General features: G+C 65.2%; 9 protein-coding genes. 4 read left to right on the forward strand and 5 right to left on the reverse strand.

The window, feature by feature from the left end; all coding sequences use genetic code 11:
* Nucleotides 1–24: 24 nt before the first annotated feature.
* A complete protein-coding gene (locus PU724_RS02860; RefSeq protein ID WP_127310097.1) occupies nucleotides 25–1251 on the forward strand; it encodes an SGNH/GDSL hydrolase family protein in 1227 nt (408 codons plus the stop codon).
* Here PU724_RS02860 and PU724_RS02865 read toward each other — a convergent pair.
* Nucleotides 1248–2702, reverse strand: a complete 1455-nt coding sequence (locus PU724_RS02865) for a glutamate synthase subunit beta (protein ID WP_127286653.1) — start codon at nucleotides 2700–2702, stop codon at nucleotides 1248–1250. The two genes, PU724_RS02860 and PU724_RS02865, sit on opposite strands and share 4 nt — an antisense overlap.
* 142 nt (nucleotides 2703–2844) lie before the next feature.
* Nucleotides 2845–7581 (reverse strand): glutamate synthase large subunit, encoded by a 4737-nt coding sequence (gltB, locus tag PU724_RS02870; protein ID WP_354419567.1) that lies wholly within the window; start codon nucleotides 7579–7581, stop codon nucleotides 2845–2847.
* Nucleotides 7582–8061: 480 nt separating this feature from the next.
* Between gltB and PU724_RS02875 the strand changes: the two genes are divergently transcribed.
* Together PU724_RS02875 and PU724_RS02880 are read left to right on the forward strand one after the other, a co-directional pair.
* Nucleotides 8062–9111 carry a threonine aldolase family protein gene (locus PU724_RS02875; protein WP_292173646.1) on the forward strand — a complete coding sequence of 350 codons (1050 nt, stop codon included), beginning with the start codon at nucleotides 8062–8064 and terminating at the stop codon, nucleotides 9109–9111.
* Between the two features lie 27 nt (nucleotides 9112–9138).
* Nucleotides 9139–10029 carry an MBL fold metallo-hydrolase gene (locus PU724_RS02880; protein ID WP_128271781.1) on the forward strand — a complete coding sequence of 297 codons (891 nt, stop codon included), beginning with the start codon at nucleotides 9139–9141 and terminating at the stop codon, nucleotides 10027–10029.
* 3 nt (nucleotides 10030–10032) lie between these two features.
* Here PU724_RS02880 and PU724_RS02885 read toward each other — a convergent pair whose 3' ends face one another.
* Together PU724_RS02885 and PU724_RS02890 are read right to left on the reverse strand one after the other, a co-directional pair.
* Complete coding sequence (locus PU724_RS02885) at nucleotides 10033–10785, reverse strand: sulfite exporter TauE/SafE family protein (RefSeq protein WP_354419569.1); 753 nt, start codon at nucleotides 10783–10785, stop codon at nucleotides 10033–10035.
* 148 nt (nucleotides 10786–10933) lie between these two features.
* Nucleotides 10934–11401: an Hsp20 family protein gene (locus PU724_RS02890; protein ID WP_126058414.1), complete on the reverse strand. Its 468-nt coding sequence runs from the start codon at nucleotides 11399–11401 to the stop codon at nucleotides 10934–10936.
* 450 nt (nucleotides 11402–11851) lie between these two features.
* Here PU724_RS02890 and PU724_RS02895 point away from each other — a divergent pair, with 450 nt between their 5' ends.
* A complete protein-coding gene (locus PU724_RS02895) occupies nucleotides 11852–12808 on the forward strand; it encodes an alpha/beta fold hydrolase (protein WP_127393617.1) in 957 nt (318 codons plus the stop codon).
* Between the two features lie 79 nt (nucleotides 12809–12887).
* Here PU724_RS02895 and hisN read toward each other — a convergent pair whose 3' ends face one another.
* The gene (gene hisN, locus PU724_RS02900) at nucleotides 12888–13661 is read right to left on the reverse strand and encodes a histidinol-phosphatase (protein ID WP_292170702.1); all 774 of its coding nucleotides are present in this window, start codon (nucleotides 13659–13661) and stop codon (nucleotides 12888–12890) included.
* Nucleotides 13662–13848: the final 187 nt, after the last annotated feature.

Raw genomic sequence — 13848 nt, forward strand, 5'->3', positions numbered from 1 at the left:
ACGCCTCAGGGACGGAGGAAGTGATTGGTTTCGGCTGGGCGCATACTGGCGATCGTTCGCCGCACGCCGATCCTGATCCTGGCCCTCGCCGTCCTGGCGGTGGCTGCGGCCAGCGCCTTCCACACGCCCGCCATGGCGCAGGAGGAGCAGAGCCGCGGCTGGTCGCTGCGTGACTTGCTGTTCCCGCGCCGCAGCGAGCGCTTCGAGCCGCCGCTCGACATCCAGAAGGCAAGGCCGAAGGCAAAGACCAGGAAATCCAAGCCGCGCCTGCCGGCAGAGCCACAGACGCCGATCGTCGAGAAGACGCCGGATGCCCGCGCCGTGCTGGTGGTCGGCGATTTCATGGCGAGCGGTCTCGGCGAGGGCCTGGACACCGCCTTCGCCGAAAACGCCGGCGTCAGGATCGCGGTGCGCAGCAACGGTTCTTCCGGCTTCGTGCGCGATGATTTCTACAACTGGCCAGAACAGATCAAAACGCTGATCGAGACCGAGAAACCATCGGTCGTCGTCGTCATGCTCGGCTCCAACGACCGCCAGCAGATGAAGGTCGGCGACGTGCGCGAACAGCCGCGATCCGAGAACTGGACCAAGGAATATGAGCGCCGCACCGATGCGCTCGGCAAGGCCATCGCGGAAGCCAAGGTGCCGTTCCTGTGGGTCGGCATGCCGGCCTTCCGGTTGCCGAAGATGACTTCCGACATGCTGGCCTTCAACGACATCTACCGCTCGGCCGCCGAAAAGCATGGCGGCGAGTTCGTCGATGTCTGGGACGGTTTCGTCGACGAGAACGGCGCTTTCGTCACCACCGGCCCCGACATCAACGGCCAGGCGGTGCGGCTGCGCTCGGACGACGGCATCAATGTCTCCAAGGCCGGCAAGCGCAAGCTTGCCTTCTACACCGAAAAGCCGCTGGCCAAGATCCTCGGACTGGCGGCGCCCGGAAGCGTGACGACAGTCTCCGCGCCGGCGGGCGCCCCGGTCGAAGCGCCGGCGCCCAATGCCGCCCCGATCGTGATCGACCGCACCGTGCCGATGCTGCTCGGCGATCCGGCGCTGGACGGCGGCTCCGAGCTTCTCGGCGCGGCGGCGCCCGCCAAGGCGAATCCGAATTTACCTGGCGAGAAACTCGTCATCGAGGGCAAGGCGCCCGCCGCCTCGCCCGGCCGCGCCGACGATTTCTCCTGGCCGCCGAAAAGCCAGCCCACAACGTCAGCCGCGACACCGGATACGACGACGGCTATCAACCCTTAACGAGGCAGCACGCTCGATCCCATCAGCGCCTCGTCGATCGAGCGCGCCGCCTGGCGGCCCTCGCGAATCGCCCACACTACCAGCGACTGGCCACGGCGCACGTCGCCCGCCGCGTAGAGCCTGTCGACGCTGGTCTTGTAGTCGCGGTCATTGGCCTCGACATTCTTCGAGCGGCGGCTGTCGGTGACGATCCTCATCTGCCCATCCAGCTCGCTCGCCACGCCGGTGGCGGCCGGCCCGGCAAAGCCGATGGCGATGAAGGCGAGATCGGCGCGGATGACGAATTCGGTGCCGGCGATCGGCTTGCGCTTCTCGTCGACCTCGCAGCAGCGGACGCCGGTCAGCTGGCCGTCCTCGCCGATGAATTCAAGCGTTGCCACCTGGAACTCGCGCTCGGCGCCCTCGGCCTGCGAGGACGAGGTGCGCATCTTGGTCGCCCAGTAGGGCCAGACGGCGAGCTTGTCTTCCTTCTCCGGCGGCTGCGGGCGGATGTCGAGCTGGGTGACGCGCACCGCGCCCTGGCGGAAGGCGGTGCCGACGCAGTCGGACGCGGTGTCGCCGCCACCGACGACGACGACATGCTGGCCGCTGGCTATGATCGGATGCGAGGGCCACGCCACGGACTGGATCGGCTCGCCACCGACACGGCGGTTCTGCTGCACCAGATAGGGCATGGCGTCATGCACGCCGCCGAGGTCGTCGCCCGGGATGTTGGCGGCGCGCGGCATTTCCGAGCCGCCGCAATAGAGCACCGCGTCATGTTCGGCGAGCAGTTCGGCCACAGGCTTGTCGACGCCGACATTGACGCCGCAATGGAAGGTCACGCCCTCGCCCTGCATCTGCTCGATGCGGCGGTCGATATAGTGCTTCTCGATCTTGAAGTCCGGGATGCCGTAACGCATCAGCCCGCCCGGACGGCTCTCGCGCTCATAGACATGCACGTCATGGCCGGCGCGGCCGAGCTGCTGGGCCGCCGCCATGCCGGCCGGGCCGGAACCGATGACGGCGACGCGCTTGCCGGTCTTCTTCTCCGGCGGATAGGGCCGTATATGGCCGGTCTCGTAGGCCTTGTCGGCGATCGCCTGCTCGACGGTCTTGATGGCGACCGGAATGTCCTCGAGGTTCAGCGTGCAAGCTTCCTCGCACGGCGCCGGGCAGATGCGGCCGGTGAATTCCGGGAAGTTGTTGGTCGAATGCAGGTTGCGGATCGCATTGTCCCAGTCGCCATTGTAGACGAGGTCGTTCCAGTCGGGGATCTGGTTGTGGATCGGGCAGCCGGTCGGCCCGTGGCAGAACGGAATGCCGCAATCCATGCAGCGCGCGGCCTGCTTCTCGACCTCCTTGTCCGACATCGGCAAGGTGAATTCGCGGAAATGCCGGATGCGGTCGGAGGCCGGCTGGTACTTGTGCACCTGCCGGTCGATCTCAAGAAACCCTGTTACCTTGCCCATAGTCCAGTCCCTGCTGTCCGAAGGCACGCACTTGTCGGCGCACCCGTTAACCCCATAAGGCCGCCATGGCAACCGCAGTCCGGGGTCAGGATTGTTGGTGAGGATGGCAGCCGGAGATCCATCTCTCCGGCCCTTCCAATGCTTATTCGGCCGCCACGCTCATGCGCATGCGTTCCATCTCGATCAGCGCGCGGCGATACTCGACCGGCATGATTTTCCGGAATTTCGGCCGGAACGCCGTCCAGTTGTCGAGGATCTCGCGGCCGCGCACCGAGCCCGTGAAATGCACGTGGTTCGAGATCAGCTGATAGAGCCGCTCCTCGTCATGGCTGGTCATGTCGCCGGAGACGTCGACGCGACCCTTGTGGTCGAGATCGCCGCCGTGATGCAGCAGCTTCTCCATGAGGTCGTCTTCCTCGGGGACCGGCTCCAGCTCGACCATCGCCATGTTGCAGCGCTCGGCGAAATCGCCCTTCTCGTCCAGCACATAGGCGACGCCGCCCGACATGCCGGCAGCGAAGTTGCGCCCCGTTTTGCCGAGCACGACGACGATGCCGCCGGTCATGTATTCGCAGCCATGGTCGCCGACGCCTTCGACGACTGCCGCGACGCCCGAATTGCGCACCGCGAAGCGCTCGCCGGCGACGCCGGCGAAATAGGCTTCGCCCTCGGTCGCGCCGTAAAGCACCGTATTGCCGACGATGATGGAGTCAGCCGCGACGATCTTGGCCTCTTCCGGCGGGCGGATGACGATACGGCCGCCCGACAGGCCCTTGCCGACATAGTCGTTGCCGGCGCCGACCAGCTCGAACGAGACGCCCCGCGCCAGGAAGGCGCCGAAGGACTGGCCGGCGGTGCCGGTAAGCTTCACCTGGATCGTGTCCTCGCGCAGGCCCTTGTGCTTGAAGCGCTTGGCCACTTCGCCCGACAGCATCGCGCCCGCCGAACGATCGACGTTGCGGATCGGCAGCTCGATGGACACGGCCTGCTTGGCTTCCAGCGCCGGCTTGGCCAGCTCGATCAGCTTGCGGTCGAGCACGTCGTCGATCGGGTGCTTCTGGCGCTCGGTCCAGTGCACCGCCTCGTGCGGCGCGTCCGGCTTGAAGAACATCTTGCCGAAATCGAGCCCGCGCGCCTTCCAGTGCCGGATCACGTCGCGCTTCTCCAGAAGATCGGTGTCGCCGATGATCTGGTCGAGATGGGTGAAGCCCATTTTGGCGAGCAGCGCGCGCACCTCTTCCGCCACATAGAAGAAGAAGTTGATGACGTGCTCGGGCGTGCCCTTGAAGCGCTTGCGCAGCACCGGGTCCTGCGTCGCCACGCCGACCGGGCAGGTGTTCAAGTGGCACTTGCGCATCATGATGCAGCCGGCCGCGATCAGCGGCGCGGTCGAGAAGCCGAACTCGTCGGCGCCGAGGAGCGCGCCGATAATGACGTCGCGCCCGGTGCGCAGGCCGCCGTCGACCTGCAGCGCCACGCGCGACCTCAGGCCGTTGAGCACCAGCGTCTGATGCGTCTCGGCGAGGCCCATTTCCCACGGGCTGCCGGCATGCTTGAGCGAGGTCAGCGGCGAAGCGCCGGTGCCGCCGTCATAGCCCGAGATGGTGATGTGGTCGGCGCGCGCCTTGGCAACGCCGGCCGCGACCGTGCCGACGCCGACCTCCGACACCAGCTTGACCGAGACGTCGGCCGCCGGGTTGACGTTCTTCAGGTCGTAGATGAGCTGCGCCAGATCCTCGATCGAATAGATGTCGTGATGCGGCGGCGGCGAGATCAGGCCGACGCCGGGCGTCGAATGCCTGACCTTGGCGATGGTCGCGTCGACCTTGTGTCCGGGCAGCTGTCCGCCCTCGCCGGGCTTGGCGCCCTGCGCGACCTTGATCTGCATGACGTCCGAGTTGACGAGATATTCCGCCGTCACGCCGAACCGCCCTGACGCGACCTGCTTGATCGCCGAGCGCTCGGGATTCTTGCCGCCGCCGGGCAGCGGCAGATAGCGGTCCGACTCTTCGCCGCCCTCGCCGGTGTTCGACTTGCCGCCGATGGCGTTCATGGCGCGCGCCAGCGTCGTGTGCGCTTCCCTGGAGATCGAGCCGAACGACATCGCGCCGGTCGAGAAGCGCTTGACGATCTCTGCCGCCGGCATGACCTCGTCGAGCGCGACCTTGTTGCGGCCGGTCTCTTCGGCGAGCCTGATCTTGAACAGGCCGCGAATGGTCTGGGCGCGGGCCGTCTCGCTGTCGATCTGCGCCGAATAGTCCTTGAACGTGTCCCACGAGCCCTGGCGCACGGCGTGCTGCAACGTGGCGACCGCGTCCGGCGACCACATATGCGCCTCGCCGCGCATGCGGTACATGTACTCGCCGCCGACCTCGAGGCCGTTGCGCAGCACCGGATCGTTGCCGAAGCCGTCGGTGTGGCGGCTGAGCGTCTCGGCCGCGATCTCGTCCAGCCCGACGCCCTCGATCAGCGTCGCGGTGCCGGTGAAGTACTTCTCGACGAAGTCCGACTTCAGGCCGATGGCGTCGAAGATCTGCGCGCCGCAATAGGACTGATAGGTCGAGATGCCCATCTTGGACATCACCTTGAGGATACCCTTGCCGATCGACTTGATGTAGCGCGAGACCACTTCGTAGGCGTCGACCTCCTCCGGCAGCTCGCCGCGCTTGTGCATGTCGAGCAGCGTGTCGAAGGCGAGATAGGGGTTGATTGCTTCCGCGCCGTAGCCGGCGAGGCAGCAGAAATGATGCACCTCGCGTGGCTCGCCGGATTCGACCACCAGGCCAACCGAGGTGCGCAAGCCCTTGCGGATCAGATGGTGGTGCACCGCGGCCGTCGCCAGCAGCGCCGGGATGGCGATGCGGTCCGGCCCGAGCTGGCGGTCGGACAGGATGATGATGTTGTATCCGCCGGCAACCGCCGCCTCGGCGCGCTCGCAGAGCCGGTCGATGGCGCCTTGCATGCCCGCAGCGCCTTCGTTCGAGCCATAGGTGATGTCGATCGTCTTGGTGTCGAAACGATCCTCGGTGTGGCCGATGGAGCGGATCTTCTCCAGATCGCCATTGGTCAGGATCGGCTGGCGCACCTCGAGCCGCTTGCGGCGCGAATTGCCGACCAGGTCGAAGATGTTCGGCCGCGGCCCGATGAACGACACCAGGCTCATCACCAGCTCCTCGCGGATCGGGTCGATCGGCGGATTGGTGACCTGTGCGAAGTTCTGCTTGAAATAGGTGTAGAGCAGCTTCGACTTGTCCGACATCGCCGAGATCGGCGTGTCGGTGCCCATCGAGCCGACCGCTTCCTGGCCGGTGGTGGCCATCGGCGACATCAACAGCTTGGTGTCTTCCTGGCTGTAGCCGAACGCCTGCTGCCGATCGAGCAGGCTGACGTCCTTGCGCAAAGCGCGCGGCTCGACCGGCTTCAAATCTTCCAGGATGAGCTGTGTGTTGGCGAGCCAATTCTTGTAGGGGTGCCTGGTCGCGATCTCCGACTTGATCTCCTCGTCGGAGATGATGCGGCCCTTCTCCAGGTCGATCAGCAGCATGCGGCCGGGCTGCAGCCGCCACTTCTGGACGATCTTCTCCTCCGGCACCGGTAGCACGCCGGCCTCGGAGGCCATGATGACCCGGTCGTCATCGGTGACGATATAGCGCGCCGGGCGCAGGCCGTTGCGGTCGAGCGTGGCGCCGATCTGGCGTCCGTCGGTGAAGACGACCGCCGCCGGGCCGTCCCACGGCTCCATCAGCGCCGCATGGTATTCGTAGAAGGCCTTGCGGTCTTGATCCATGAGCTTGTTGCCGGCCCAGGCTTCCGGGATCAGCATCATCATGGCGTGGCTCAGGCTGTAGCCGCCCTGGAACAGGAATTCGAGCGCGTTGTCGAAGCACGCCGTATCCGACTGGCCCTCATAGGAGATCGGCCACAGCTTCGAGATGTTGTTGCCGAACAGCTCGGAATCGACCGAGGCCTGGCGCGCCGCCATCCAGTTGTTGTTGCCGCGCACGGTGTTGATCTCGCCGTTGTGCGCGACCATGCGGTACGGGTGCGCCAGCTTCCACGACGGGAAGGTGTTGGTCGAGAAGCGCTGGTGGACCAGGATCAGCGCCGTTTCGAAGCGCGGATCGCTGAGATCCCTGTAGTAGGCGCCGACCTGGTAGGCCAGGAACATGCCCTTGTAGACGATGGTGCGCGCCGACAGCGACACGCAATAGGCGCCGATATCCTTGTTGTCGTTCTCGGCATAGATGCGGCCGGATATGACCTTGCGCAGCAGATAGAGCCTGGCCTCGTATTCTTCGTCGTCGGGGATGTCGGCCGTGCGGCCGATGAAGACCTGCCGGTGGAACGGCTCGGATGCCGCGATGTCCGGAGCCTTCGACAAAGACGAATTGTCGACCGGAACGTCACGAAAGCCGATCAGCGGCAGCCCCTCGGACTGCGCCGATTCGGTGATGATGTCCTCGATATGGGCGCGCAGCGCCGCGTCCTGCGGCATGAACCAGTGTCCGACGCCGTATTGGCCCGCCGGCGGCAGGTCGATGCCCTTGGCTGCCATCTCCTGGCGGAAGAAGCTGTCGGGAAGCTGCACCAGAACGCCGGCGCCGTCGCCGACCAGCGGATCGGCGCCGACGGCGCCGCGATGCGTGAGGTTCTCCAGCATCGCCAGACCGTCCTTGACGATCTGGTTCGACTTCACGCCCTTCATGTTGACGATGAAGCCGACGCCGCAGGCGTCGTGCTCATTGCGCGGATCGTAAAGGCCCTGGGCGGCGAAACCGTTGGAGGCGCGCCCGGCATTGGTCAGGGAGGTATTTTTGACGGTTGCCGCTTTCGTCTGCGCGGCCTGGCCGTTGATCGCAGATGGCGTCAATTCCGTCATCGTTCTATCCTCCGTTCCCAGCCCTTCGGGCGCTGGTTTGCCTCGGGAAGCGCGTTGCTTCCCCTTCATCCTTGCTGCACGTCTTGCGAAATCCTTGCCGAACCATGCGGCTGGCCGCCTGGGTCGTATCCGGTATCGTACAGGCCAGAGCCGAGCCGTCTACCCGTCGCGCGCGGCAACGGCCGGAATGGCCCATATGATACGCCAGTCCGGCCTGTTTTGCGCGACAAAATAAGACAGCACTACTGTCCTAAATTTTTTATGGCAGAAATCAGACGCCCGCACAAGACCGATTCACAAAAATCTTGGCCGGGATGCGACACAAAATTTCGTGAGATGGAGGCGCAACGCAAGGTTCAGTCGTCCGCCGATCTCAGCTTCGGCTGGCATCACCGCTTTCCCGGCAGTTGGCCCCTTGCACTTGCAAGACCAAAACGGTCAAGTCGCGCCGGCTTCTGCAAATCAGCTACGGACCTCTCGATGTTCTTTGCATCCGACAACTGGGCGGGCGTCCATCCCGACATCTCTGCCAACCTTTCGCGGCACGCCGCCGGCGTCGCCACCGCCTATGGCGACGGAGACCTGGACCGCGCCGTCTACCGCCGCTTCAACGAGATCTTCGAGCGCGACGTTCAGGTGTTCTTCGTCGCCACCGGCACGGCGGCGAACGCGTTGTCGATGGCGGCGTTGAACCGTATCGGCGGCATCGCGCTTTGCCATTCCGAAGCACACGTGAATGTCGATGAATTCGGCGCGATGGGTTTCTACACGGGCGGCGCGCGCGTGATGCCGGTGCCCGGGCCTCTGGGTCGCATTAACCCGCAGGCGCTGGACAAGGCCATCCAGCGCTATTCGCGGGACCTTGCGCCCGGCGGCCAGCCGATGGCCGTGACCATCACCCAGGCGACCGAAGTCGGCACGGTCTACGCCGTCGACGACGTCAAGGCGATCGCCGAGGTCAGCCGTCGCCACGGCCTGCCGCTCCACATGGACGGTGCCCGTTTCGCCAACGCCATCGCCGCGACCGGTGTCACGCCGGCCGAGATGACCTGGAAGAGCGGCGTCGACATCATCTCCTTCGGCGCCACCAAGAACGGCTGCTGGATGGCCGACGCTGTCGTGATCTTCAATCCGGAAGTCGGCAAGGACCTGCGCCTGCTTCGCCAGCGCGCCGGCCAGACCTTCTCCAAGGCCCGCTTCATCTCGGCCCAGTTCGAAGCCTATCTCACGGATGACCTCTGGCTGCGGATGGCAGGCCATGCCAATGCCATGGCCGCGCATTTGGCCGAGACGATTGAGGACGCGCCGACGGGCAGGTTGGCATGGCTGCCGCAAGCCAACGAGGTTTTCGCCATCCTCGACCACGCTACCGCCGAAAGGCTGCAGGCGGCCGGCGCCAAATTCTACGAATGGGGCGTGCCGCAGGGATTTGACGGCCATCTCGGCGACAAAGAGGCGATCTACCGTTTCGTCGCCAGCTTCGCCACCGCGACGGAAGAGATCGATCGCCTCGGGCAACTGCTCGCCTGAAGCGCTGCAGCGATCGGGAGTAACCGGATGACCAGGCCCTCTCTCGGCTCGACCATGCGGCTGGTTCGTCCGGCGCCAAACGTTGTCGGCTTCTACGATGGCCGCGTCGATGGCGTTCGCATCTGGTCGGAGGAGCCGAACTGGCTCGACGACGGCGCTTATACGCTGGGCATTTGCACCTATGCGATCGTCGATGGATCGCAAGCGCTTGTCTATGACACGCATATATCCCTGCCCCACGCCCGCCTTGTCCGGCGGACACTCGAAGAGATGGGCGTGACCTCGATCCGCGTCGTGCTCAGCCACTGGCATGACGATCATATTGCCGGCAACGAGGTGTTCCATGATTGCGAGATCATCGCCAACCGCCTCACAGCCTCGGCCCTTGAACGCGGCCGGGCCGAGATCGAAGGCGGCAATCCGCCGATCAGGCCGCTCGTGCTCCCCAACAGGATATTCGACAACAACCTCCATCTGACCGTCGGAGCGATCCCCGTCGAACTCCGCCAGGTCGAAATCCACAGCCATGACGGCACGGTCATGCTGATGCCCGATGCCGGCCTGTTGCTGGCGGGCGACACGCTGGAGGACTCGATCACCTATGTCTCCGAACCGGAGCGTCTTGCCGAACATCTGATCGACCTCGAGCGCATGGCCGGCTGGCGGTTCGATCGCATCCTGCCCAACCACGGTTCCTACGAAACAATTGCAGCGGGTGGCTATGACAGAAGCCTTATCGCCGCGACCCAGGCCTATGTTCGAAAACTGCTTGCCTGCCGGCAAGTGCCTGACCTGGCCAAGCAGGATCTGAGGACCTTCGGCGCGGACATGTTTGCCTCGACGGCCGTCGAGTATTTCGCGCCATACGAAGCCGTTCACCGACAAAATGTCGAGGCTGCGCTGGCGGCAAAAGGCTAATGGCTAGCCCAGGAACGGTCGCGCCAGCAGCTCCAGGCCAAGCACGATCAGGAAGATCAGAAACCAGCGCCGGAAGGTCGCCGGGCTGATGCGCTGCCTGAGCAGCTGGCCGAGCCACATGCCGAGCAGGGCCGGCAGCACCGCCAGCGACGACATCGCGAGATGCTCGACCTCGAACGCTCCGTGCGAGGCGAGGCCAAGCGCCAGCGCGATGGTGGACACGGTGAAGGAAAGGCCGAGCGCCTGGATCAGGTCGTCCCTGCCGAGCCCCAGCGCCTGGATGTAGGGCACGGCCGGCACCACGAAGACGCCGGTGCCGCCGGTGACGAGGCCGGTGAGGACGCCGATGATGGGCGACAGCCAGCGCTCGGCCCGGGCCGGAATGCCGGGCTGGCGCGCCAGGAGCGTGTAGGCGGCGTAGAGGACAAGGGCGGCGCCGAGGCCGGCGGTCGTCCATTTGACGTTGTCGCTGGCGAGCAACCGCGCGCCGGCAATCGTGCCGACCATGATGCCGGCCATCATCAGCCACAGCCGGCGCAGGATCGACGCGAAGCTCGACCCGGCGAACAGCTGCCAGACATTGGTGACGAAGGACGGCACGATCAGCAGCGAGGCCGCGGTGACAGGCGGCATGACCGTGCCCAGAAGCCCCATCGCCAGCGTCGGCAAGCCCATGCCGGTCACGCCCTTGACGATGCCGGCCAGCAGGAAGGTGATGGCGATGGTTGCCGTCAGCGCCAGGGAAAAATCGGACATCGCCCTTCATGCTGGGCCGGCGCCTGCTTCAAAAGGGCCAGAAGCCTTTGTTGCGGATGGCACAGAAATCCGCGCAAACAAAAAGCGGCGCCTCTCGGCGCCGCTTTCGTCTCGGGAGGAGACGGACTTTTGAGGCTGGAGCCCGCGCTTAGGCGGCCGCCTTGGCCTCGATCTGCCTGGCCTTGTCCGAGGACTGGGTGATCGCGATCTTGCGCGGCTTCAGCTCCTCGGGGATGTTGCGCTTGAGGTCGACGAAGAGCAGGCCGTTCTTCAGCGTTGCGCCCTCGACCTCGACATGGTCGGCGAGCTGGAAACGCCGCTCGAAAGCCCTGGACGCGATGCCGCGATAGAGCAACTCGGAGCCCTCGCCATTGCCCTCTTCCTTGCGCTCACCCTTGACGGTCAGCACGTTGCGGTGGGCTTCGATCGAGATCTCGTCTTCCGAGAAGCCGGCAACCGCCATCGAGATGCGGTAGGCGTTCTCGCCGGTGCGCTCGATGTTGTAGGGCGGATAGGTCTGCGCGCCGTCGGGCTGGCCGAGCGAATCGAGCATGGTGAAGAGTCGGTCGAAACCGACGGTCGAACGATAAAGCGGGGAAAAATCAACGTGACGCATAGGGTGTTCTCCTACTGAGCAACAGAGTTTGCGTTTGGCCGCTGCGAAACCCGGAATGGCGTTTCGGATGGACCAGCGGTCCCGACATCGGCGACCGCACCAGACATTTGGGAAGCGCAAAAGGGCATTTCAAGATTTTTTGCGGACATGACATTCCGGCCTCGATGAACGGCAGATGAACCGCGGCTTCGGCCTGCGTTCAGCCAGGCGGCGTTAGGATGCGGCCAGGATCAAGGACCAGGCGGCGCGCCCAACAGACGCCGCGACGAGGCCGAGCCGGGTGTTAACGTCCCTTCCTCCCGGATCGACAGGGGCCGGAGGCCGCCAAGGCTGCTTCCGGCCTCGTTCGTTGTCTCCACCTCCGCGACGCCTTTGCTTTTGCCGCATGGCCGTCTATCACCATGCGACGCCTCGCCAGCTCGGGCGACGGAGCAAAGAACGAAACGCCGAATGACGGATCTCTTTTATCAGACGCCGGACAATCCGCCGCCGGAGAACGCCGCCGGCGGCTTCTTCACCACGCGTGACCGCAAGAAGATCCGCTACGGCGTCTTTGCTGCCACCACCCGCCCGCTCAAGGGCACCGTGGTCCTGCTCACCGGCCGCAACGAATGCGTTGAGAAATATTTCGAGACCATCCGCGATCTTTGCGGCCGCGGCTTCGGCGTCGCCACGCTCGACTGGCGCGGCCAGGGCGGCTCCGACCGGCTGATCGGCGACCGGCAGCGAGGCTACGTCCGCAGCTTCCGCGACTATGCCAGCGATCTCGAGCAGTTCTTCGAGGAGGTGGTGCTGCCTGACTGTCGCGGGCCCTACTACATCCTGGCCCATTCCGCCGGTGCGGTGGTCGCGCTGCTCGCCTCGCCTTCGATGGTCAATCGGGTGCGGCGCATGGTGCTGATCGCGCCTTTCCTGACCTTGCCCGATCTGCCGGTGTCGATAAGCACCGTCCGCCGCGTCTGCGCGGTGTTCTGCGCGATCGGCCTTGGCCGGCTCTATGCCGCCATGGGACCGCGGCCGAAGGAGACGACCCCGTTCGAGATCAACAAGGTGACGTCGGATCCCGCGCGCTACCGGCGCAACACCGGCATCTACGAAGCCTGGCCGCAACTGGCGCTCGGCGGGCCGACGATCCGCTGGCTGAAGGCGGCGGCCGAGGCCTCCGTCAAGATAAGCGATCCGGATTTCATGGGCGCGATCCAGGTTCCGATGCTGGTGATCGCCGCCGGTGCCGACCAGGTCGTCTCGACCAAGGCGGTGGAAGCCTATGCCAGGCGCCTGCGCCTCGGCTCGCTGCTGATGATCGACGGCGCCCGCCACGAGATCCTGCAGGAGAAGGACCTCTATCGCGAGCAGCTTCTCGCCGCCTTCGACGCCTTCATTCCCGGAACCGGCGACGCGCCCTGATCAGCGCCCGCGCACTGTCATGGCGTCCATGACCGAGGACAGCTGACAGCCTGCTCTCAGGACCAACGACCGCGGGCTCTCAGCCGCGCAGAGCAGCCATCGCCGCCGCGTGCAGCTCCGGCGTCGCCGCCGCGAGGATGTCCCCGCCCTTCTCCGCCGGTCCGCCCTCAAACGTGGTGACGACGCCGCCCGCCTTCTCGATGATCGGGATCAGCGCCACGATGTCATAGGGTTTCAGCCCGGGGTCGGCGACGATGTCGACGCTTCCCGCGGCGACCATGGCGAAGGCATAGCAATCGGTGCCGTAGCGGGCGAGCTGGACCTGCTTTTCGAACTGGTCGTAGCGCGTGCGCGCCTCGCCCTTGAACAGCGCCGGCGTCGTCGTGAACAGCGTCGCCTTGGCGAGGTCGGTCGTCTTGCGCGTCGCAAGCTTGCGCGGCCCGCCCGGACCCTCATAGTGGGAACCGGACGCGTTGGCATAGAACAGCTCGCCGGTGAAAGGCTGCGACATCAGCCCGGCGACGGCGTCGCCCTCGACGGTCAGTCCGACCAGTGTTCCCCAGACCGGCAGGCCGGAGATGAAGGCACGCGTGCCGTCGATCGGATCGATCACCCAGACATGCCGGCTGGAGATGTTCTCGCTGCCGTGCTCCTCGCCGAGAATGCCGTGATTGGGATATTCGGCCGATATCAGTGCGCGGATCGCCCGCTCGGCTTCGCGATCGGCTTCGGTGACCGGATCGAAGCTGCCAGCCTCCTTGTTGGTTACCGCGCCCTGGCTGCGGAAGCGCGGCAAGGTCTCGGCGGCGGCGGCATGCGCGATGCGCCGGATAAAGTCGATGCTGATGTCCAACTGATTCTCCCGCTTTGCAGCATGCCGTCCTTTGCCGATGATTTCCTGCCGGAACAAGGGGAGGGATCACTTTAGCGCCGCGGCAACTGTTGCCTGAATGTCACGCAAACGCCACCGAAACGCAATTTCCCATTCACTGTGAATTAAAAAAGCCTGAAGTCGATTGACATTTGTGCATCGCACAATA

Origin of the sequence: Mesorhizobium abyssinicae, assembly GCF_049887195.1 — a bacterium.
Lineage (GTDB): Bacteria > Pseudomonadota > Alphaproteobacteria > Rhizobiales > Rhizobiaceae > Mesorhizobium > Mesorhizobium abyssinicae.

Coding starts and splice junctions, on each gene's coding strand:
- PU724_RS02865 (WP_127286653.1), bottom strand. CDS start 2,702: ATGGGCAAGGTAACAGGGTTTCTTGAGATCGACCGGCAGGTGCACAAG.
- gltB (WP_354419567.1), bottom strand. CDS start 7,581: ATGACGGAATTGACGCCATCTGCGATCAACGGCCAGGCCGCGCAGACG.
- PU724_RS02875 (WP_292173646.1), top strand. CDS start 8,062: ATGTTCTTTGCATCCGACAACTGGGCGGGCGTCCATCCCGACATCTCT.
- PU724_RS02880 (WP_128271781.1), top strand. CDS start 9,139: ATGACCAGGCCCTCTCTCGGCTCGACCATGCGGCTGGTTCGTCCGGCG.
- PU724_RS02885 (WP_354419569.1), bottom strand. CDS start 10,785: ATGTCCGATTTTTCCCTGGCGCTGACGGCAACCATCGCCATCACCTTC.
- PU724_RS02890 (WP_126058414.1), bottom strand. CDS start 11,401: ATGCGTCACGTTGATTTTTCCCCGCTTTATCGTTCGACCGTCGGTTTC.
- PU724_RS02895 (WP_127393617.1), top strand. CDS start 11,852: ATGACGGATCTCTTTTATCAGACGCCGGACAATCCGCCGCCGGAGAAC.